This is a genomic window from Pseudomonas sp. DP-17 (assembly GCF_022380625.1).
Lineage (GTDB): Bacteria > Pseudomonadota > Gammaproteobacteria > Pseudomonadales > Pseudomonadaceae > Pseudomonas > Pseudomonas nitroreducens_A.
Map to the genome: position 1 here is coordinate 78860 of NZ_JAKSXG010000016.1, position 19292 is coordinate 98151.

The 19292-nt window shown below is 64.4% G+C and carries 21 protein-coding genes; 11 read left to right on the forward strand and 10 right to left on the reverse strand.

Features of this window, described 5'->3' with window-relative positions:
• Positions 1–11 precede the first annotated feature (11 nt).
• The 6 genes from MJ122_RS25605 to MJ122_RS25630 all read right to left on the reverse strand — a co-directional run bounded on the left by MJ122_RS25605 (position 12) and on the right by MJ122_RS25630 (position 3404).
• Positions 12–251: a BolA family protein gene (locus tag MJ122_RS25605; RefSeq protein ID WP_017518139.1), complete on the reverse strand. Its 240-nt coding sequence runs from the start codon at positions 249–251 to the stop codon at positions 12–14.
• A 109-nt stretch (positions 252–360) separates the two neighbouring features.
• Positions 361–669, reverse strand: a complete 309-nt coding sequence (locus tag MJ122_RS25610) for an STAS domain-containing protein (RefSeq protein ID WP_239746546.1) — start codon at positions 667–669, stop codon at positions 361–363.
• The gene (locus MJ122_RS25615; RefSeq protein ID WP_088421222.1) at positions 666–1313 is read right to left on the reverse strand and encodes an ABC transporter substrate-binding protein; all 648 of its coding nucleotides are present in this window, start codon (positions 1311–1313) and stop codon (positions 666–668) included. The genes MJ122_RS25610 and MJ122_RS25615 overlap by 4 nt, the downstream gene beginning before the upstream one ends.
• A gap of 11 nt (positions 1314–1324) precedes the next feature.
• Entirely contained in the window at positions 1325–1798 is a 474-nt protein-coding gene (gene mlaD, locus MJ122_RS25620) for an outer membrane lipid asymmetry maintenance protein MlaD (RefSeq protein WP_017518142.1), read from the reverse strand.
• On the reverse strand, positions 1798–2595 hold the full coding sequence (gene mlaE, locus MJ122_RS25625; RefSeq protein ID WP_017518143.1) for a lipid asymmetry maintenance ABC transporter permease subunit MlaE: 798 nt from the start codon (positions 2593–2595) through the stop codon (positions 1798–1800). Before mlaE ends, mlaD begins: the two co-directional genes overlap by 1 nt.
• Positions 2595–3404, reverse strand: coding sequence for an ATP-binding cassette domain-containing protein (locus MJ122_RS25630; protein ID WP_088421221.1), 810 nt, complete (start codon positions 3402–3404; stop codon positions 2595–2597). The genes mlaE and MJ122_RS25630 overlap by 1 nt, the downstream gene beginning before the upstream one ends.
• 238 nt (positions 3405–3642) lie before the next feature.
• Between MJ122_RS25630 and MJ122_RS25635 the strand changes: the two genes are divergently transcribed.
• The 10 genes from MJ122_RS25635 (at position 3643) to MJ122_RS25680 (ending at position 10759) form a co-directional block, all read left to right on the forward strand.
• Complete coding sequence (locus MJ122_RS25635) at positions 3643–4617, forward strand: KpsF/GutQ family sugar-phosphate isomerase (RefSeq protein ID WP_017518145.1); 975 nt, start codon at positions 3643–3645, stop codon at positions 4615–4617.
• A complete protein-coding gene (locus tag MJ122_RS25640) occupies positions 4618–5142 on the forward strand; it encodes an HAD family hydrolase (protein ID WP_088421220.1) in 525 nt (174 codons plus the stop codon). It abuts the gene before it with no gap.
• Positions 5143–5147: 5 nt separating this feature from the next.
• Positions 5148–5723: an LPS export ABC transporter periplasmic protein LptC gene (gene lptC, locus MJ122_RS25645; protein ID WP_239746548.1), complete on the forward strand. Its 576-nt coding sequence runs from the start codon at positions 5148–5150 to the stop codon at positions 5721–5723.
• A complete protein-coding gene (gene lptA / locus MJ122_RS25650) occupies positions 5710–6246 on the forward strand; it encodes a lipopolysaccharide transport periplasmic protein LptA (RefSeq protein WP_017518148.1) in 537 nt (178 codons plus the stop codon). The genes lptC and lptA overlap by 14 nt, the downstream gene beginning before the upstream one ends.
• Positions 6246–6971: an LPS export ABC transporter ATP-binding protein gene (gene lptB, locus MJ122_RS25655; RefSeq protein WP_017518149.1), complete on the forward strand. Its 726-nt coding sequence runs from the start codon at positions 6246–6248 to the stop codon at positions 6969–6971. The genes lptA and lptB overlap by 1 nt, the downstream gene beginning before the upstream one ends.
• Positions 6972–7225: 254 nt before the next feature.
• Entirely contained in the window at positions 7226–8728 is a 1503-nt protein-coding gene (locus MJ122_RS25660; protein WP_239746549.1) for an RNA polymerase factor sigma-54, read from the forward strand.
• Positions 8729–8806: 78 nt separating this feature from the next.
• Positions 8807–9115, forward strand: a complete 309-nt coding sequence (gene raiA, locus MJ122_RS25665; protein WP_017518151.1) for a ribosome-associated translation inhibitor RaiA — start codon at positions 8807–8809, stop codon at positions 9113–9115.
• A gap of 9 nt (positions 9116–9124) precedes the next feature.
• Positions 9125–9592, forward strand: coding sequence for a PTS IIA-like nitrogen regulatory protein PtsN (ptsN, locus tag MJ122_RS25670; RefSeq protein ID WP_017518152.1), 468 nt, complete (start codon positions 9125–9127; stop codon positions 9590–9592).
• Positions 9593–9594: 2 nt separating this feature from the next.
• Positions 9595–10452, forward strand: a complete 858-nt coding sequence (gene rapZ, locus MJ122_RS25675; protein ID WP_088421217.1) for an RNase adapter RapZ — start codon at positions 9595–9597, stop codon at positions 10450–10452.
• A gap of 34 nt (positions 10453–10486) precedes the next feature.
• Positions 10487–10759 (forward strand): HPr family phosphocarrier protein, encoded by a 273-nt coding sequence (locus MJ122_RS25680; protein WP_088421216.1) that lies wholly within the window; start codon positions 10487–10489, stop codon positions 10757–10759.
• 219 nt (positions 10760–10978) lie between these two features.
• Here MJ122_RS25680 and pmbA read toward each other — a convergent pair whose 3' ends face one another.
• Positions 10979–12328 carry a metalloprotease PmbA gene (gene pmbA / locus MJ122_RS25685; protein WP_239746550.1) on the reverse strand — a complete coding sequence of 450 codons (1350 nt, stop codon included), beginning with the start codon at positions 12326–12328 and terminating at the stop codon, positions 10979–10981.
• Between the two features lie 116 nt (positions 12329–12444).
• Between pmbA and yjgA the strand changes: the two genes are divergently transcribed.
• Positions 12445–12969, forward strand: a complete 525-nt coding sequence (gene yjgA / locus MJ122_RS25690) for a ribosome biogenesis factor YjgA (protein ID WP_239746551.1) — start codon at positions 12445–12447, stop codon at positions 12967–12969.
• Between the two features lie 40 nt (positions 12970–13009).
• Here yjgA and tldD read toward each other — a convergent pair whose 3' ends face one another.
• From tldD to MJ122_RS25705, 3 genes are read right to left on the reverse strand one after another with little or no spacing between them, the layout of a single operon-like run.
• Positions 13010–14452, reverse strand: a complete 1443-nt coding sequence (gene tldD, locus MJ122_RS25695; protein WP_239746552.1) for a metalloprotease TldD — start codon at positions 14450–14452, stop codon at positions 13010–13012.
• 2 nt (positions 14453–14454) lie between these two features.
• Entirely contained in the window at positions 14455–15303 is an 849-nt protein-coding gene (locus MJ122_RS25700; protein ID WP_239746553.1) for a carbon-nitrogen hydrolase family protein, read from the reverse strand.
• Between the two features lie 54 nt (positions 15304–15357).
• Positions 15358–19176 (reverse strand): YhdP family protein, encoded by a 3819-nt coding sequence (locus MJ122_RS25705; RefSeq protein ID WP_239746555.1) that lies wholly within the window; start codon positions 19174–19176, stop codon positions 15358–15360.
• Positions 19177–19292 lie beyond the last annotated feature (116 nt).

A 19292-nucleotide genomic window follows, 5' to 3' on the forward strand; every position in this document is an offset into this window, starting at 1 on the left:
TCCCCGTGGGCTCAGGAACGCTCGGCCCAGGCGGCGCGGCTGAAGAATTTCATGGTGACGGCATGGATGGCCCCGGAGGCGATCCACTCGTTCAGGTGGGCATAGATCTGTTGCTGGCGCTTGACCGGGCTCAGGCCGGCGAGCTCGTCGCTGATCAGGTTCAGCTGGAAATTGCAGCCTTCGCCTTCCACTTCGATCTGGGTACCTGGGAGTTTCGATTCCAGGAAGTTTTTGACTTCTACGGCCTGCATGCTCAACCTCGTTCGGCGCCCTACGCGCGCGGGTCGGCCATGATACAAAAAAGCCCCCCGCCTGCGAACCCCGGCGGGGAAGTCGCGGACGGAGGGCCTTTTCACTGTTTCAATGCTGTAACGGCAGAATCTCCAGAAGCTCGCCAACCTTGGCGATTTCCTGCATGTCCTTGGGCATGCCGGAGACTTGCAGCGTCTTGCCGGCCTTGCGTGCATCACGGATATAGGACAGCAGCAGCGACAATCCGACGCTACTGGAATGTTCCACCTCCGAGCAATCCAGGCGCAGAGCGCTCGCCTTGCTGGCAGCGATCAGCTGGGCGCCCTGCTGGCGCAGCGCGGGGCCGGTGCTGTAATCCAGCACGCCGGCGAGGGCCAGTTCGCCCTCGGCGCGCTCCGTGATGCTGCCCTGGGTCATTCTGCGCCGCCTTCCGGCTGGCCCTTGGCAGCGTCCTTGGCCTTGGCGACCACCTGGCCCCAACCGGCAATGGTGGCTTCCAGGTCATTGCGGTTCTTCTGCATGGAATCGGCGAACTGGTCACGGAACAGCTTGCCGATGTTGATGCCGTTGATGATCACGTTACGCAGGCGCCAGGTGCCGCCCTGGTTGACCATGGTGTACTGCACCGGATAGATGGCGCCGCTGCCGCCCACCACTTCCATGTTCACCGAAGCACGGTCCTGATCCTGCTTGCCGGTGTTCAGCACGCGGATGTCCTGGTTGTCGTACTCCAGCAGCGCATTGCCGTAGAACTGGAACAGGCTGTTCTTGAAGGTTTCCTCGAAGCGCTTGATCTGCTCCGGCGAAGCCTGGCGGGAATACTTGACGGTCATCACGCCCTTGGCGATGCCCTCGGAATCCACCACCGGGCCCAGGATGCGGTTCAGCGTGTCGTAGAACGCCTGGGGATTGGCCTTGTAGCTGGCCTTGTTGGTTTTCAGGTCCGTCAGCAGGTTATCGACGGTCTGCTGCACGACCTGCTGTGCGGTCTGCTCGGCCTGGGCGAACAGCGGGAGGATCGCGAGCAGGACCAGGAAGCCACGGCGCAAGGTTTTCAACATGGAGTGAGTCCTCATTTCTTCGAGTCGTCTTTGTTGACCGAATTCAGCAGGAACTTGCCGATCAGGTCTTCCAGCACGAGTGCCGACTGGGTGTCCTTGATGGTATCGCCATCCTTGAGCAGCTCTTCATCACCACCGACGCTGATGCCGATGTATTTTTCGCCGAGCAGGCCAGCGGTCAGGATGGAGGCGGTGGAGTCGTCCGGCAGGTTGTTGACGCCGCGGTTGATCTCCATGGTCACACGACCACGATAGCTGTCGTGATCCAGGTCCACCGCAGTGACCTTGCCGATGGTGACGCCCGCCATGGTGACTTTGCCACGCACGGTGACACCGGCGATATTGTCGAAATAGGCGTACAGCTTGTAGGTATCGCCCGAATTGCCGATGGTCAGTCCGCTGACACGCAGGGCCAGCAGCAGCAGGGCCAGCAGGCCGGCCAGAATGAACAGGCCTACACCGATTTCCAGGGTGCGGGTTTGCATCAGAAGTCTCCAAACATCAAGGCGGTCAGGATGAAGTCCAGCCCCAGCACGGCCAGGGAGGCATACACAACGGTACGGGTGGTGGCGCGGCTGATCCCCTCGGAGGTGGGTTCGCAGTCATAACCCTGGAACACGGCGATCCAGGTCACGACGAAGGCAAACACCACGCTCTTGATCACGCCATTGAGAATGTCCTTGGTGAACTGCACGCTGTTCTGCATGTTCGACCAGTACGAACCGTCATACACACCCAGCCAGTCCACGGCGACCAGGGCTCCGCCCCAGATACCGACGACACTGAAGATAGCTGCCAGCAGCGGCATTGAGATGAAGCCGGCCCACAGGCGCGGTGCAATGATGTACTTGAGCGGGTCGACGCCGATCATCTCCAGACTGGACAGTTGCTCGGTGGATTTCATGTTGCCGATCTCGGCTGTCAGCGCGGAACCCGCACGCCCGGCGAACAGCAGACCGGTCACCACCGGCCCCAGTTCACGCAGCAGCGTCAGCGCGACCATCTGGCCGACCGCCTGCTCGGAGCCGTAGCTCGCCAGGATGTTGTAGCCCTGCAGGGCCAGCACCATGCCGATGAACAGACCGGAGACCACAATGATCGCCAGGGACAGTACGCCCACCGAGTACAATTGCTTGACCAGCAACTGGAACGCGCCGCTGTGCACCCGACGGCCAAAGATCGCGTGGACCAGAAACAGCGTCGAACGGCCCAGCGACTCGAGGACATCGAGGCCAGCGCGCCCGAGCAGGCGAACGCGCTCGAGCGGTGAAGTCTTGCGCATCAACGTTCTCCCAGCAGGTCGGCGCGGTAATCGCGAGCAGGATAGTGGAACGGCACCGGACCATCCGGGATGCCCTTCATGAACTGGCGCACGCGCGGATCGTCGAGACCCTGCAGGTCGGCCGGCGTCCCATGGCCGAGCACACGGCCGTCACCGACGATATAGATGTAGTCGGCGATGCTCGCGGTCTCCGCCAGGTCGTGGGACACCACGATGCTGGTGATACCCAGCGCGTCGTTGAGCAGACGGATCAGGCGCACCAACACACCCATGGCGATCGGGTCCTGGCCCACGAAAGGCTCGTCGTACATCAGGATCTGCGGATCCAACGCGATGGCGCGGGCCAGCGCCACTCGGCGCTTCATGCCGCCGGACAGTTCGTCCGGCATCAGTTCCACCGCCCCACGCAGGCCCACGGCCTGCAGTTTCATCAGGACGATGTCGCGAATCATCTCCTCGGGCAGCTCGGTGTGCACCCGCAGCGGGAAGGCCACGTTCTCGAAGACGTCGAGATCGGTGAACAGCGCGCCGCTCTGGAACAGCACGCCGAATTGCTTGCGCATGTCGAACAGGTCGCTGCGGCCCAGCGTCGGAAGGTTCTGGCCGTTGACCCACACCTCTCCGCTCGCCGGCCTCAACTGGGCGGCGATCAGTCGCAACAGGGTGGTCTTGCCACACCCCGAGGGCCCCATGATCCCGGTGACCTTGCCGCGTGGAATGCGGATGTCCACGTTATCGAAAATCTTACGCGTGCCACGCTTGAAGCTCAGGCCCTTCAGCTCGACCGCGTATTGGTCATTGGTGCTCATAGAACTCCTTTCATCACGGCGCTGTCCGTTGCCCCGTCTGTCACACGGCAGGAACACGGCGCGGCAGGCCGAACGGCCGCGAACTATAACACCGCGCGAAGCCCCGCCCCAAGGGCTGCTAAGCCGCCGTTAAGGGACAGTTCAGCAAAATGCACTCAACATTGAGATGCCAGTGATGAAGCCTTTGCCGCTTTCCCGTTATAATCTCGCACTTCATTTTGCCCCGCGCCTTTCGAACATGAGCCAGAAACACGATTTCATCCAGTCGGCACAACGCACTATCCGCCTCGAGCGTGACTCGGTGGACGCGCTGCTGCCGCGTATCGGCGCCGATTTTTCCCTGGCCTGCGAGCTCCTGCTGAACTGCGTGGGCCGTGTCGTCGTGGTCGGGATGGGCAAGTCCGGGCATATTGCCCGCAAGATCGCCGCCACCCTGGCCAGCACCGGCACACCGGCCTTCTTCGTGCACCCGGCCGAAGCCAGCCATGGCGACATGGGCATGATCACCAAGGACGACGTCGTCCTCGCCCTGTCCAACTCCGGCTCGACCGCGGAAATCATCACCCTGCTGCCGCTGATCAAGCGCCTGGGCATCACCCTGATCAGCATGACCGGCAACGCCGAATCGCCGCTGGCCAAGGCCGCGGCGGTCAACCTGGATGCCAGCGTCGAGCACGAGGCCTGCTCGCTGAACCTGGCGCCGACCTCCTCCACCACGGTTTCCCTGGTGATCGGCGACGCCCTCGCCATCGCCCTGCTGGAAGCTCGCGGCTTCACCGCCGAAGACTTCGCTTTCTCGCATCCGGGCGGCGCGCTGGGCCGTCGATTGTTGCTGAAAGTGGAAAACATCATGCACGTGGGTGAAGCATTGCCACAGGTTTCTCCCGGCACATCGCTCAGTGGCGCCCTGCTGGAAATGACCCGAAAGGGCCTGGGCATGACCATCGTACTGGGCGAAGACGGCCGGCTGGCCGGGGTCTTCACCGACGGCGACCTGCGCCGCACCCTGGACAAGGGCCTGGACGTGCGCCAGGTGACCATCGACCAGGTGATGACCGTGCACGGCAAGACCGCCCGCCCGGACATGCTCGCCGCCGAAGCCCTGAAGATCATGGACGACCACAAGATCAATGTGCTGGTGGTGGTCGACGACAAGGATCATCCGGTCGGCGTGCTGCATGTCCACGACCTGACCCGCGCGGGAGTCATCTGAATGACGGCCGACCTGCTGCAACGCGCCAAAGCGGTCCGCCTGGCGGTTTTCGATGTCGACGGCGTACTCACCGACGGCAAGCTCTACTTCCTGCCTGATGGTGGCGAGTTCAAGACCTTCAATACCCTGGACGGCCACGGCATCAAGATGCTCATGGCCTCCGGCGTGCGCACCGCGATCATTACCGGCCGCTCGAGCCCGGTGGTCGAGCGCCGGGCGAAGAACCTGGGTATCGACCACCTGTTCCAGGGTCGCGAGGACAAGCTGGTCGCCCTCGACGAGTTGCTTACCGAACTGGGTCTAGGCTATGAAGAAGTCGCCTACCTGGGCGACGACCTGCCCGACCTGCCGGCCATCCGCCGCGCAGGTCTGGGCATGGCGGTCGCCAGCGCTGATGCCTTCGTGCGCCAGCATGCCGACGGCGTGACCCAGGCCCGTGGCGGCGAAGGCGCCGCCCGTGAATTCTGCGAATTGATCCTGCGCGCCCAGGGCAACCTCGAAGCCGCCCAGAACGCGTATCTCTAGAGCCGATGATGCCCAAGACACTCCAACAGAAGCTGTTGCTCGCCCTGATCGCCATCCTGCTGATCGCGCTGGGCTATTACTGGAACGTGCGCCTGGACTTCAACGAGCGGCAACTCAAGTCGCAGACCAGCGACGCCATCGATTTCTATGTGGTGAACGCCAAGAGCGTTCAGTACCGCGTCGACGGTTCCCTCGCCTACGAGATGACCGCCGACAAACTCGAACACCTGAAAGCAACCGACGTGACCCTGGTCACCACGCCTGATCTCTTCTTCCACCGGGAGAACGAGCCGCAGCCGTGGCATGTCCAGAGCGTTCGCGCCGAAGTGGCCCCCGAAGGCAAGCAGGTCGAGCTGATCGACGACGTGCGCGTTGCGCGCACCGACGCTCAGCAACGTACGCTCCTGCTCAACACCTCGCGCATGACGGTGTTCCCAGACAAGGACTATGCGCAGACTGACCAGCCCGTGAAAATCACCGAGCCCAACGGTGTAACCACGGCAGTTGGCATGAAAGCGTATCTGAAAGACAGCCGGATGCTCCTGCTGTCCAACGTAAGAGGTCAGCATGAGGCTCGTTAACACCCTCCCCCTTCTTTTCAGCCTCGCCGCCGCCATCGGCAGCTCTGCCGCCTGGGCCCTTCCCACCGACCGGGAACAGCCGATCCGCGTCCAGGCCGACAGCGCCGAACTGGATGACAAGCAGGGCGTGGCCGTGTATCGCGGCGACGTGGTGGTGACCCAGGGCAGCATGAAGCTGACTGGCAACACCGTTACGCTCAAGCAGAACAAGGACGGCGAGATCGAGGTCGTCACCTCGGTCGGCAAGCCCGCCTACTTCGAACAGAAGCCGGCGCCCGACAAGCAGATCACCCAGGCCTACGGCCTGACGATCCAGTATTTCGTCTCGCAGAACCGCGTCGTGCTGATCGACCAGGCCAAGGTGATCCAGGAAGGCAACACCTTCGAAGGCGAGAAGATCGTCTATGACACCCAGCGCCAGATCGTCAACGCAGGCCGTGCCACCGGCTCCCAGGTGACCACGCCGCGGCCGCGTATCGACATGGTCATCCAGCCCAAGAAAAAGCAGGATCAAGCGCAGTAATGGCTACGCTAACCGCCCAGCACCTCGCCAAGAGCTACAAGAGCCGGCAAGTCGTCCGCGATGTCAGCATGAACATCGAAAGCGGACAGATCGTCGGCCTGCTCGGCCCCAACGGAGCGGGCAAGACCACCTGCTTCTACATGATCGTCGGGCTGGTTCGCGCCGATCAGGGCGTCGTGCGCATCGACGAGCAGGACGTCACCCACCTGCCCATGCATGGCCGCGCGCGAGCCGGCATCGGCTATCTGCCGCAGGAAGCCTCGATCTTCCGCAAGCTGTCGGTGGCGGACAACATCGGCGCCATCCTCGAGACCCGCGCCGACCTTGATCGCGCCGGTCGCCAGGAAGCCCTGGAGGGCCTGCTCGAGGAGTTCCACATCCACCATATTCGCGACAACCTCGGCATGAGTCTGTCCGGTGGTGAGCGCCGCCGCGTGGAAATCGCCCGCGCCCTCGCCAGTTCGCCGAAATTCATCCTGCTGGACGAGCCTTTCGCCGGCGTAGACCCGATCTCGGTGGGCGATATCAAGCAGATCATCCATCATCTCAAGGCCAAGGGCATCGGTGTCCTGATCACCGACCACAACGTCCGGGAGACCCTGGACATCTGCGAAACGGCGTACATCGTCAACGACGGTCAGCTGATCGCCGAAGGCAGCGCCGAGAGCATCCTCGCCAACGACCTGGTGAAGGAAGTCTATCTGGGCCACGAGTTCCGCCTGTAAGGCCCTGGACCGCGCCCTGCCTGGGCGCGGCAGCCATCACTTTCGTCCACGCGTGGCGCGGCTTGTGGGCCGCTCCGCGGCCTGGCCGGCTGCCTGCCTTTCCCTGCCGCAACCGGGTTGTAACGAAAGGTCGACAGCCCCTAGGCAAAGCGTCCAAACTCAGGCATATAATTTGCTTCCTCGCGGCGCCCCGGCGTCCGTAGTCGTGGATATGGCGCGTTTTGCGCCAGCGAACAAGGTGCCTAGTTCCAGCCATGAAACCATCGCTAGTCCTCAAGATGGGCCAGCAGCTGACGATGACTCCGCAGCTGCAACAGGCCATCCGACTGCTCCAGCTCTCGACGCTGGACCTCCAACAGGAAATCCAGGAAGCCCTGGAGTCCAACCCCATGCTGGAGCGCCAGGAAGAAGGCGAGGATTACGACAACAGCGACCCCATGGCCGACGGCGCCGAGTCGGGCGCCAACGGCAGCGCCAGCAGCTCCCAGGACAACTTCCAGGAAAGCACCACGCCCAACGCCGACAGCCTCGACGAAGACCAGTGGGCCGAACGCATCCCCAACGAGCTGCCGGTCGACACCGCCTGGGAAGACATCTACCAGACCAGCGCCAGCAGCCTGCCCAGCAATGATGATGACGAGTGGGACTTCACTGCCCGCACCACCGCTGGCGAAAGCCTGCAGAGCCATCTCCTGTGGCAGCTCAACCTGGCGCCCATGTCCGATACGGACCGCCTGATCGCCCTGAGCATCATCGACGGCATCAACGATGACGGCTACCTCGACGAATCCCTCGAAGACATTCTCGCCTCCATCGACCCGGAACTGGGCGTGGAGATGGATGAAGTGGAAGTCGTGCTGCGTCGAGTGCAGCAGCTTGAACCTGCCGGCGTCGGTGCGCGCAACCTGCGCGAATGCCTGCTGCTGCAACTGCGCCAGATGCCGACCAAGACCTGCCTGCTCGCCGAGGCCATCCGTCTGGTCAGCGACCACCTGGACCTGCTCGGCAGCCGCGACTACAGCCAGCTGATGCGCCGAATGAAGCTCAAGGAAGACGAGCTGCGCGAGACCATCGAACTGATCCAGTCGCTGCATCCGCGCCCCGGCTCGCAGATCGAATCCGGCGAAGCCGAATACGTCGTACCGGATGTCATCGTGCGCAAGCACAACGACCGCTGGCTGGTGGAGCTGAACCAGGAAGCAATGCCGCGCCTGCGCGTAAATTCTCAGTACGCAGGCCTGGTACGTCGCGCCGATTCCAGTGCCGACAACACCTTCATGCGCAACCAGTTGCAGGAGGCGCGCTGGTTCATCAAGAGCCTGCAAAGTCGCAACGAGACGCTGATGAAAGTGGCGACCCAGATCGTCGAGCACCAGCGCGGCTTCCTCGAATACGGCGAAGAGGCGATGAAACCGCTGGTCCTGCACGACATCGCCGAGGCGGTGGGCATGCACGAGTCGACCATCTCCCGCGTCACCACGCAGAAATTCATGCATACCCCGCGTGGCATCTTCGAGCTGAAATACTTCTTCTCCAGCCACGTCAGCACCTCCGAGGGCGGTGAGTGCTCGTCCACTGCGATCCGCGCCATCATCAAGAAACTGGTCGCGGCGGAAAGTCCGAAAAAGCCATTGAGTGACAGCAAGATCGCTGGTTTACTGGAGGCACAGGGCATTCAAGTGGCACGTCGTACCGTCGCCAAGTACCGGGAGTCCCTAGGAATCTCTCCCTCGAGCGAGCGCAAGCGGCTGGTGTGACGTTGATCCACGCCAAGGTGTTCCGGCGGCAGGCCCCATAACCTGCCACTTACACACGGGCAACAAGGAGAAAGCGGTATGCAAGTCAACATCAGTGGACATCAACTGGATGTGACCGACGCCCTGCGCGACTATGTCGGCGAGAAACTCGGCCGACTGGAGCGCCACTTCGACAAGATCACCAATGTTCAGGTCATCATGGAGGTCGAGAAGCTGAAGCAGAAAATTGAAGCCACCCTCCACATCGCCGGGGGCGAAGTGGTGGCCTGCGCCGAACATGAAGACATGTACGCGGCCATCGACCTGCTCACCGACAAGCTCGACCGCCAACTGATCAAGCACAAGGAAAAATACCTCGAGCGCCAGCAAGGTGTTGGTGTTCGTTAACCCCTCTCTATGATCCGACTTGAGCAAATCCTGACCCCCGGCCGTTCCCTCGTGAACGTGCCGGGCGGCAGCAAGAAACGTGTCCTCGAACAAATCGCCAACCTGGTGGCTCGCGAGCTGCCGGGTTTCGATTCCCAAGACATCTTCGACAGCTTGGTGGCCCGGGAACGCCTGGGCTCCACCGGCTTCGGCAATGGCATCGCCATTCCGCACTGCCGCCTCACAGGCTGCCAATCGCCCATCAGCGCCATCCTGCACCTTGACCATCCGGTAGACTTCGACGCCCTCGACGGCGCGCCAGTCGACCTGGTGTTCGTGCTGCTGGTGCCCGAAGCTGCCACCGAAGAGCACCTTGAACTGCTGCGGCAGATCGCTTCCATGCTCGACCGCGCCGACGTCCGCGACCGCCTGCGTCACGCCGCCAACGGCGAGGACCTGTACCGGATCGTCGTGGACTTCCAGAACAACGGGCACTGATCATGCGCCTGATCATCATCAGTGGCAGATCCGGCTCGGGCAAGAGCACCGCGCTCAACGTGCTCGAGGACAATGGCTTCTACTGCATCGACAACCTGCCGGCCAGCCTTCTCCCGGACCTGGCCCAGCGCGCACTGCTGCACACCGAGCTGCTGCACCCACAGGTCGCCGTCTCCATCGACGCGCGCAACCTGCCCAGCCAGCTGCAGCGCTTCCCTGAACTACTGCAGGAAGCCCGCGACAAGCACATCCAGTGCGACGTGCTGTACCTCGATGCCGATGATGAGACGCTGCTCAAACGCTTCTCCGAGACTCGCCGCCGCCACCCGCTGACCACCGACAGCCGCTCGCTGGCGGAGGCCATCGCCGACGAATCGCACCTGCTGGCGCCGATAGCCGACCTGGCCGATCTCAAGCTCAACACCACCAACCTGAACCTCTACCAGCTGCGCGACGTACTCAAGCTGCGCCTGCTGAACAAGCCCGAACTGGGCACCGCCTTCCTGGTCGAATCGTTCGGGTTCAAGCGCGGCATGCCGGTGGACGCCGACCTTGTGTTCGACGTGCGCTGCCTGCCAAACCCCTACTGGAAGCCCGAACTGCGCGAGCACACCGGGCTGGAGCCGGAGGTGCAGGAGTACCTGGCGGCGCAGCCCGACGTCGAGGAGATGTACCAGGATATCCTCGGCTACCTGAACAAATGGCTGCCGCGCTTCGCCGCGAGCAACCGGGCCTACGTGACCATCGCCATCGGTTGCACCGGTGGCCAGCACCGTTCGACCTACCTGGCCGAGCGGATCGGTCAAGCCCTCAAGGAAAGCCTCACCAACGTGCAGATTCGCCACCGCGACCTGAGCTAAGCAGCGACAGACAACAAAAGGACAGCCCCTCGCGATGCCCGCCCTCGAAGTCACCATCATCAACAAACTTGGCCTGCACGCCCGTGCGGCAGCCAAATTCGTCGGCGTTGCAGGGCGTTTCCCCTGTCAGGTTCGTGTGGGTCGCAACCCCGAGAGCACGGTGGACGGCAAGAGCATCATGGCCGTGATGATGCTGGCCGCCGGCAAGGGCACCAACCTGCACCTCGCCGCCGAAGGCGAACAGGAAGACGAAGCGCTCCAGGCACTGGTCGACCTGATCAACAACTATTTCGACGAAGGCGAGTAACGCGCCGGCCCCTCAGCCCGGCTGCCACTCCCCCTCATCAGACAGAAGGCACCGATCTGCCCCGGCGCGGCCTGCGCCGCACATTAGCGTCGTTGCGACTCCGCAGTAACCCTGGAAACTACCCCATAGAGCATCGCGCTCGCCTCGCGTCCAGCAGCGCGCTGCCCAACGAAACGGAGCGAGAAGGGAGCCGCGGCCAATGCCGACCGCGGCGGCGGATCAGTTGCCGGCGACCATCATCTTTTCGATGAGCACGGAGCCGGTATGCAGGTTGCCGCGGTACTCCACATCGTTACCAATGGCGACGATATTGCGGAACAGATCGCGCAGGTTGGCAGCAATGGTGACTTCCTGTACCGGGAACTGGATTTCGCCGTTCTCCACCCAATAGCCGCCTGCGCCACGGGAATAGTCTCCGGTCACCAGGTTGACGCCCTGCCCCATCAGCTCGGTAACCAACAGACCACGGCCCATTCGACGGATCAGGGCTGCCTGGTCTTCGTCGCCATGGCTGACGAACAGATTGTGTACGCCGCCGGAGTTGGCTGTGCTGGGCATGCCCAGCTTGCGCCCGGAGTACGTACCCAGCACATAGGAGACCAGCTCACCGCCTTCGACGAAGGGCTTGGCATAGGTGGCCAGGCCGTCGTTGTCGAACGAGGCGCTGCCCAGCGCACCGCGCAACAGCGGACGCTCATCCAGAGTCAGCCACTCCGGGAACAGTCGCTGGCCCAACGCACCTTCGAGGAAGGACGACTTGCGGTACAGGCTGCCGCCGGAAATAGCGCCGAGGAAGTGGCCGAACAGACCCACCGCGACTTCCGGAGCGAACAGCACCGGCACTTCGGCAGTCGGCACCGGGCGCGCGCCCAGGCGGCTGGCGGCGCGTTCGGCAGCGCGGCGGCCGATGGATTCGGGAGTGGCCAGCAGCTCACCGCGACGATTGACGTCGTACCAGTAGTCACGCTGCATCTGCCCTTCCAGTTCGGCGATCATTACGCAGCTCAGGCTGTGCCGGGTACTGGCGTAACCGCCGACGAAGCCGTGGCTGTTGCCGTAGACGCGGCAACCCTGATGGGTATTCAGCGTGGTGCCGTCGGCCTTGGTGACGCGCCTGTCGGTGGCGAACGCGGCGGCCTCGCAGGCCAGCGCGCGCTCGATGGCCTGGTCGGGGGTGATCGACCAGCCGTGGTAGAGGTCCAGATCCGGCAGGTCGCGCGCCATCAGCGCCGGGTCCGCCAGGCCGGCGCAATCATCTTCGGAAGCGTGCTTGGCAATCGCCAACGCCGCCGCGACGGTCTCGCGAATGGCGTCCGCGCCGGTCGCCGAAGTACTGGCCGAGCCCTTGCGCTGGCCAACGTAGAGGGTAATGCCGAAGCCCTGGTCGCGGTTGAACTCGACAGTCTCGACTTCCCCCTGGCGCACCGAGGTCGACAGTCCCTGCTCCACCGATACCGCCACCTCGCAGGCGCTGGCGCCCTGCCGCGTGGCCTCGGCGATGATCCGCTCGACCTGCTCGCGCAGCTCGGGAAGGACCTCCGGGCTCACTGCCGGGTTGTGTTCGCTCATTGCATGCCTCTCCTGTTCATGATCCGGCCCCGCCATCAGGCGGCTGCGACCGGCGCGGGCCGGACAAGCGGCCCCTGACTCGTTATCATGGCGGCGTTTTCAACGAGACCCCCGCCATGGCTGAAATTCACGATGACGACTCGTCCTTCGATGAGAAGAGCAAGTCGCAAGTAAAACGCGAAATGCACGCGCTGCAGGAGCTCGGCGAGCGCCTGACCACGCTCAAGGCCGACATGCTCGACCGCATGCCGCTCACCGATCCGCTGCGCCGCGCACTGGAAGAAGCTCCCAAGCACAAGGCCAATGCCGCCAAGAAGCGCCACCGGCAGTTCATCGGCAAGCTGATGCGCGACCAGGACGTCGAAGCCATCCTCGCCCTGCTGGAACAGGTAGACACCTCCACCCGCCAGTACAACGAGCGCTTCCACGCCCTGGAGCGTTGGCGCGACCACCTGATTACCGGTGGTGACGCAGCGCTGTCCGCCTTCTTCGGCGAATACCCGGAAAGCGACCGCCAGCACCTGCTCCAACTGATCCGCCACGCCCAGCACGAGGCTGCTCACAACAAGCCTCCGGCCGCGGCGCGGAAGATCTTCAAGTACATCCGCGAGCTGGACGAGATGAAGCGCGGCCTGCGCTGAGCGGCCGCCTCCATCCTTCCCAGCCCTACCGGCAACGGCCTCAGGCGCCCGTGCCGCCGACGGTGATGGCGTCGATCTTCAGGGTCGGCTGGCCAACACCGACCGGCACGGACTGGCCGTCCTTGCCGCAGGTGCCCACGCCGCTGTCCAGCGCCAGGTCGTTGCCGACCATGGATACCCGGCTCATCACTTCCGGACCATTGCCGATCAAAGTCGCGCCCTTCACCGGGTGGGTGATCCTGCCGTTTTCGATCAGGTACGCCTCGCTGGTGGCGAAGACGAATTTGCCGCTGGTTATGTCCACCTGGCCGCCGCCAAGGTTGGCGCAGTAGATGCCGCGCTCGACGCTGGCGATGATTTCCTGCGGATCGCTCTGCCCGGCCAGCATGTAGGTGTTGGTCATGCGCGGCATCGGCAGGTGCGCGTAGGACTCGCGGCGGCCGTTGCCGGTGCGCGCCACGCCCATCAGGCGGGCGTTGAGCTTGTCCTGCATGTAGCCCTTGAGGATGCCGTTCTCGATCAGCACGTTGCAGTGGGTTGGCGTGCCTTCATCGTCCACCGACAGCGAACCGCGGCGACCGGCGATGGTACCGTCGTCGACGATGGTGCACAGGCTGGAAGCAACCTTCTCGCCGATACGACCGCTGTAGTTCGAGCTGCCCTTGCGGTTGAAGTCGCCTTCCAGGCCGTGGCCCACGGCTTCGTGCAGCAGCACGCCGGACCAGCCGGCGCCCATCACCACCGGCAGGCTGCCAGCGGGCGCAGGAACGGCCTCAAGATTGACCAGCGCCTGGCGCAGCGCCTCGCGGGCGTAGCTCATCGCGCGGTCTTCCTGAAGGAAGTACTTGTAGTCGGTACGACCGCCGCCGCCGTGACCGCCACGCTCGCGGCGGCCGTTCTGCTCGACAATGACGCTGACGTTGAAGCGCACCAGCGGGCGGATGTCCGCAGCCAGCGAGCCGTCCGCCGCGGCGATCAGCACCTGGTCCCAGACGCCCGCGAGACTGACGGTGACCTGCTGGATGCGCGGGTCGAGGGCGCGCGTGGCGGCGTCGATCTTCTGCAGCAGCTCCACCTTCTCGGCGCGAGTCATCACATCCAGTGGATTCTCGCCGGCGTACAGGCGCGTCGGCACCACGGCCTGGAAGGCCTGCACCTTGCCGTTCTGCCCAGCGCGGGAAATCGAACGGGCGGCACGAGCAGCCTGGATCAGCGCCTCCTGGTTGATTGCGTTGCTGTAGGCGAAGCCGGTCTTCTCGCCGGACTGCGCGCGCACACCGACGCCCTGGTCCATGTGGAAGCTGCCTTCCTTGACGATACCGTCCTCCAGCATCCAGGACTCGGAGACCTGGCTCTGGAAGTAAAGGTCGGCGGCATCGATGCCGGGCCCGCTCAGCTCATGCAGGATCGGCGACAGCTGGTCGATATCCAGACCACCGGGGGCCAGCAGGTGCTGACTGACGGATGACAACAGTTCGCTCATATTCACTCCGTGCGCGCCGGTCGTGGTTCGACCGGCGGGAAAAATCTTCGGTGCCGGGCAATCGGCATGCGCTGCCGGACCGCCGCCTGTTCCTCGCTGTCGCGCTCGGCCAGCAGCACGGCCTCACCCTTGGCCTGTTCGGCGAGGATACGCCCCCAGGGATCGACGATGGCCGACTGGCCCCAGGTTTCCCGTCCCTTGGGATGGGCGCCGCCCTGCCCGGCTGCCAGCAAGTAGCACTGGGTTTCGATGGCGCGGGCACGGACAAGGATTTCCCAGTGCGCCGCGCCGGTCACCGCGGTGAAGGCCGCAGGGGCGCTGATCAGTTCCGCGCCGGCCTCGCGCAGCGCGGTGTAGAGCTCAGGGAAACGCAGGTCGTAGCAGACCGTCAGCCCCAGCCGCCCAACCGGCGTATCCGCCACCACCACGCGCCGGCCGAAGGCGTAGTCGTCCGACTCGCGATAGCGGCCACGGGTGTCGGCGACGTCCACGTCGAACAGGTGCAGCTTGTCGTAGCGCGCCACCACTTCGCCTCGCTCGTCCACCAGCAGCGAACAGGCATTGGCCTTGGCGTCCGGCTGGCCTTCGGGCGGCAGCGGCAGGGTGCCGGCGACTATCCACAACCTGAGGTCGCGGGCGGTGCTTTTCAACCAGGGCAGGATCGGGCCTTCCCCCCGGGCTTCGGCGCGGCCGATCTCGGCGAGGTCGCGGCGGCCCATGGCGGCGAAGTTTTCCGGCAGCACGGCGAGGCGCGCGCCACGCTCGGCGGCCTGTTCGAGCAGGCGACGGGCGGCGGCGAGATTGGCCGGGACATCGTCCTGGCTGACCATCTGGATGACGGCAATGGACATGGCTAGCTCCGGTAATGCCTGGGTTTCATGCTAACCGATGCCCGGCCAGTCTGCTCAATGAGGTTTTTCGAAGGGTTTCTCGAAAGCGATGGTGGGGCTCTGCCACGGGCCCTTGACGCTGTACTGCACGCTGGCGAAGCGCGCGACCCTGTCGCCCAGCAGCTTGTCCACCACGAACAGCGCGCCACCAATGGCCGGCGCGCCGACGATCAGCGCCGCCAGCGGCAGGTTATTGGTCACCGGCAAGGTCACCAGCAACTTGGCGTCGATCTGGTCGTGGGCCAGGTCCAGAGTGCCGTTGAGCTCCAGGTTGCTGGACGGGCCGTCCAGCCGCAGCGGCTCACGGGTAAAATAGACGCCGTCGGTGGCGGTAAGCACGCCCTTCACGCGGTCGTAGCTCAGGCCTTTGCCGAGCAGGTCGGAGAAGTCCAGGCGCAGGCGGCGGTTGATCGCGTTGAAGTTGAGCAGGCCGAACACGCGCAGGGCGTTGGCGCCGCCCTCCACTTCGACGAACTGGCCCTTGCGCAGGCTGGCGTCGAGGGTGCCGCCGAAGCGCCGCAGGTTCAGGGCCGCCGGGGAGCCCGGCCAGTTGCCATTGATGTCTACGCGAAAGCGCTCGCTGGTCACGCTGGGAGCGAAATCCCAGGCCTTGAGCACGTCGCCCATGTTCTTGCCTTCGAGCTGGCCCTGGAAGGTACTGCGGGCGCTGGCTTCCATGCCGTCCCAGCGCAGGTTGCCCTTCACCGACAGGCCGCGAAGGTCCAGGTTCACGTTATTGAAGCCGAGGCCGGTGGGCGTCGGCCGCACATTGAAGCTCCAGGCGCCGACCGGTTTGCCGGCCTTCAGCACCTGGCGAATAGTCACATCCATCGGCGGCAGCGTGCGCGGGTCGATCTTCGCCAGTGGGTCCGGCGCTTCCACCGCCTTCTCGGAGTCGATGGCCTCGCCCTTGGGCAGGTCGATGCGGTCCAGGGCGATCTGGATCGGCTTTACCTTGCTGTCGGGCAAGGTGACCTTTCCCGAGGCCAGCGAGCTGACCACACCGACCTGCCAGCTGCTGTCGACCCGGGCAAGGTCCAGCGTGAGGTTTTCCAAGGTCTGGCCGAAGCCCTTGAAGCGGCCGATCTGCAGGTCAGCGCCACGCAACAGACCCGCTGCGCCTTCGACGCCGGTGTTGGAGTACTTTTTCGCGACGGCCATCCAGGCGTCGGCATCGACCTCGTCGATTTTCCCGCGCACCTGCACGCCGTTCCAATTCGGCAGCACGGCGGGGTCGCCCCCCAGGCGCAGCACACCTCGGCCGGCGAGCGGCTGATCCGCCGGAGCGGCATACGCCAGGCTGGCGCGATCACCGTAGGTAGCCCAGTAGCGCCGCTCGGCGCCGTCCAGAGTCATACGCCATTCGCTGTCGCGGGTTTCCTGTGCGGCCTTGCCCAGCGGCGCCGGCAGATCGATGGTGACGCCCTGCAGGTTGGAAGCCACCTGCAACTGGCTGTCCTTGCCGTCGAGCAGCAGGTTGAGCTGGAACGGCACGCGGCCGTCCACCGGCAGTTGCTTCTGCACCCTGCCCCAGTCGAGCAGGGTCTTGATCGGCACCTGGCCGCCGACCAGCACACGCGTGCGGGGTACGCCATTGCGGCCTTCGGCGCGGATGCTGCCGGTCACGCGCGAACCCAGCACCAGGGCGGCGACATTCTGCCCACTCAGCCCGCTGTCGGTGTCGTAGCGGAACTTGCCCTTGACCTGTTCGAGGTCCAGCTCGGGCTTGGCAATCTTCAGTCGAGCCTTGTCGGTGTCGAAGTCGACTATCACCCGCGCCTTGCTCGCCTCGCCCTTGGCCAGGGGAATATCCAGGTTGAGGTGGCCGTTCAGGTCGCCCGAGCCTTCCCAGCCGGCAAAGGTGTGGGTCGCACCGATCGGCGAATCCTGGAGGATCTTCAGGCCATCGACGAGGTTGCTTTCGATGTCGCCGTTCACGTGCAGGTGGGCCACCTCGCCCGGATTGGAGTGATGGATCTCCACCGAAACATCGCGCACCCGGCTATTGAGAATTTGCCCGCTGGTCGCGTTGATGCTGACGCCGGTGTCCTCGACGCGCACTTCGCCCTCGGCCTTGCTCAGGCCCGGCCAGCCGGGCTGATAGTCGAGCACGCCGTCGTGGACCTTGAAGTACAAGGTCATGGCATGGGCCTCGGGTGCCGAGTGTTTTTGCAGCGACCCCTGCCAGAGGAAGTAGCCCTGCTCGATGCGGCCGCTCTTGATCGAGTTCTTGAGCCAGGCGGCGAGGTCCTTGCTCATCTGCGGGATGACAGTGGGCAGGTACTTGCCGGTGTAGCGCGCGTCGCCGTTACTCATGCCGACGCGCAAATCCATGTAGTCCTCGAGCTCCGGGTCGCGCATCAGGCGAATCAGCATGTCGCCGGCGAGGGTGCCCTCCTCGCCTTCCACCTGCATCAGGTGGCTGCCGAGGGTGAAGGCTTCGTCGTTGAGCTGGAAGAACAGCCGGGCATGAGCGCTGCGGTAGCGCCAGGGCTCGGGGAACAGGGTCGCGAGGTGCAGCATGAAGTCCTGGGCGTTGGCATCGAGCGTGCCGCCGCCCAGGTTTCCACTGAAGGTGCCGTCGACGTTGGCCACCGCGGGCACGTCATGGAAGGCGCTGACGCCGACCTTTTCCAGGTTGGCGGCGTAGGCCACGCGCTCGGCGCCTTCGCGTTGCGGCCAGTAGTCGAAGTTGACATTGTGCAGCACGCCGTGTGGCTTCAAGCCGTCCAGCCATTCGACGGCCTTGTCCGGCAGCGGCGCCAGGGCGGTGATGGTCGGCCCCAGTGGCGTCAGGTCGAGGCGGTCGGCGCGCAACTGCCAGTGTTCCTCGCCCTTCATGCGGCGGGAAAGCTCCATTTCCACTTCACCCCAGCGGGTTTCGCCGAGGTTCGCCGCCAGGTCGGCGACACGCAGGTCAAGGTCGTCACCCTTCTTCTGGAAGAACAGCGTGACGCCCAGGTCGCTGAGGCTGACCGGCTTGCGGTCACCCAGCGCGGCTTCGATCTTCGGCGCATTCAGGCGCGCTACGGCAGCTACCGGCACGCCCTGGTCGACGGTCGCCCAGAATTCGCCGCCAGCCTTGGCCTGGGACAGCTTCCAGGCACCGGTAAGGCGTTCGGGCAGCCACTTGGCCCAGTCGGCCTGAGGCAGGCTGAGGTATAGCTCCACTGAGCTCTTCGCCCAGTCGTCCCGGTTCAGGCGGGTCTCCAATCGAGCCGCCACTGGCTCGCCGCTGGGCAAGCTCAGGCGCGCCTCGAGGCGCTGGCGGCTGCCGCTGCGCAGCGTCATGCCCACATAAGACAGCGACAGCGGATTGGCCTGCTGCGGCAGCACGGTCAGCTGGCTATCCATCAGCGACAGGCGACGCGGAGTGAGCAACAGGTCGATGAGCTTGCGCGGATCGGTGTCGCCGCCACGGCTGGGCAGGCCATCGGCGTGCCACTTGCCGTCCTCGTCCTCGCGCAGGGTCAGGTGCAGGCCTTCCAGCTCCAGGCTGTCGATGCGCGGCTGGCGCGCCATCACGCTGCCGAGAATATCCGGAGTCAGGCGCACGCGCTCCAGGCGCAGCGAATCGCTGCCATCACCCAACTGGATGTCGCGCACCACGATGATCGGGCTGAAGGCATGCCAGTGCCCCTCCAGCGCGCCGACGGTTACCGGCAACCCCAGCTGTTCACTGGCCTTCTGCGCCAGCTCGTCGCGGTACTCCGCCACCAGCGGCACCAGTTGCCGGCCGAGGCTGACATACAGCGCAAGCAGCACCAGGCCCAGCGCCAGAAGGCCCAGGACGATGCGCAGGGAAGTGGCGAACAGGCGGCCGGCGCGTTCCATGTCAGTCGGCTGCCTGTGAAGCGAAACAAAGGGTCATCGAGCGGCCTCCCAGCCATGCAAGGTCGAACCAGGTCTGACAGTGTGCGTCAGGCAAAGCTCCGAAAAACCCCATTGCA

Excerpts from the sequence above, each read along its gene's own strand:
- MJ122_RS25605 (WP_017518139.1), bottom strand. The coding sequence starts at position 251 with ATGCAGGCCGTAGAAGTCAAAAACTTCCTGGAATCGAAACTCCCAGGT.
- MJ122_RS25610 (WP_239746546.1), bottom strand. The coding sequence starts at position 669 with ATGACCCAGGGCAGCATCACGGAGCGCGCCGAGGGCGAACTGGCCCTC.
- MJ122_RS25615 (WP_088421222.1), bottom strand. The coding sequence starts at position 1,313 with ATGTTGAAAACCTTGCGCCGTGGCTTCCTGGTCCTGCTCGCGATCCTC.
- mlaD (WP_017518142.1), bottom strand. The coding sequence starts at position 1,798 with ATGCAAACCCGCACCCTGGAAATCGGTGTAGGCCTGTTCATTCTGGCC.
- mlaE (WP_017518143.1), bottom strand. The coding sequence starts at position 2,595 with ATGCGCAAGACTTCACCGCTCGAGCGCGTTCGCCTGCTCGGGCGCGCT.
- MJ122_RS25630 (WP_088421221.1), bottom strand. The coding sequence starts at position 3,404 with ATGAGCACCAATGACCAATACGCGGTCGAGCTGAAGGGCCTGAGCTTC.
- MJ122_RS25635 (WP_017518145.1), top strand. The coding sequence starts at position 3,643 with ATGAGCCAGAAACACGATTTCATCCAGTCGGCACAACGCACTATCCGC.
- MJ122_RS25640 (WP_088421220.1), top strand. The coding sequence starts at position 4,618 with ATGACGGCCGACCTGCTGCAACGCGCCAAAGCGGTCCGCCTGGCGGTT.
- lptC (WP_239746548.1), top strand. The coding sequence starts at position 5,148 with ATGATGCCCAAGACACTCCAACAGAAGCTGTTGCTCGCCCTGATCGCC.
- lptA (WP_017518148.1), top strand. The coding sequence starts at position 5,710 with ATGAGGCTCGTTAACACCCTCCCCCTTCTTTTCAGCCTCGCCGCCGCC.
- lptB (WP_017518149.1), top strand. The coding sequence starts at position 6,246 with ATGGCTACGCTAACCGCCCAGCACCTCGCCAAGAGCTACAAGAGCCGG.
- MJ122_RS25660 (WP_239746549.1), top strand. The coding sequence starts at position 7,226 with ATGAAACCATCGCTAGTCCTCAAGATGGGCCAGCAGCTGACGATGACT.
- raiA (WP_017518151.1), top strand. The coding sequence starts at position 8,807 with ATGCAAGTCAACATCAGTGGACATCAACTGGATGTGACCGACGCCCTG.
- ptsN (WP_017518152.1), top strand. The coding sequence starts at position 9,125 with ATGATCCGACTTGAGCAAATCCTGACCCCCGGCCGTTCCCTCGTGAAC.
- rapZ (WP_088421217.1), top strand. The coding sequence starts at position 9,595 with ATGCGCCTGATCATCATCAGTGGCAGATCCGGCTCGGGCAAGAGCACC.
- MJ122_RS25680 (WP_088421216.1), top strand. The coding sequence starts at position 10,487 with ATGCCCGCCCTCGAAGTCACCATCATCAACAAACTTGGCCTGCACGCC.
- pmbA (WP_239746550.1), bottom strand. The coding sequence starts at position 12,328 with ATGAGCGAACACAACCCGGCAGTGAGCCCGGAGGTCCTTCCCGAGCTG.
- yjgA (WP_239746551.1), top strand. The coding sequence starts at position 12,445 with ATGGCTGAAATTCACGATGACGACTCGTCCTTCGATGAGAAGAGCAAG.
- tldD (WP_239746552.1), bottom strand. The coding sequence starts at position 14,452 with ATGAGCGAACTGTTGTCATCCGTCAGTCAGCACCTGCTGGCCCCCGGT.
- MJ122_RS25700 (WP_239746553.1), bottom strand. The coding sequence starts at position 15,303 with ATGTCCATTGCCGTCATCCAGATGGTCAGCCAGGACGATGTCCCGGCC.
- MJ122_RS25705 (WP_239746555.1), bottom strand. The coding sequence starts at position 19,176 with ATGGAACGCGCCGGCCGCCTGTTCGCCACTTCCCTGCGCATCGTCCTG.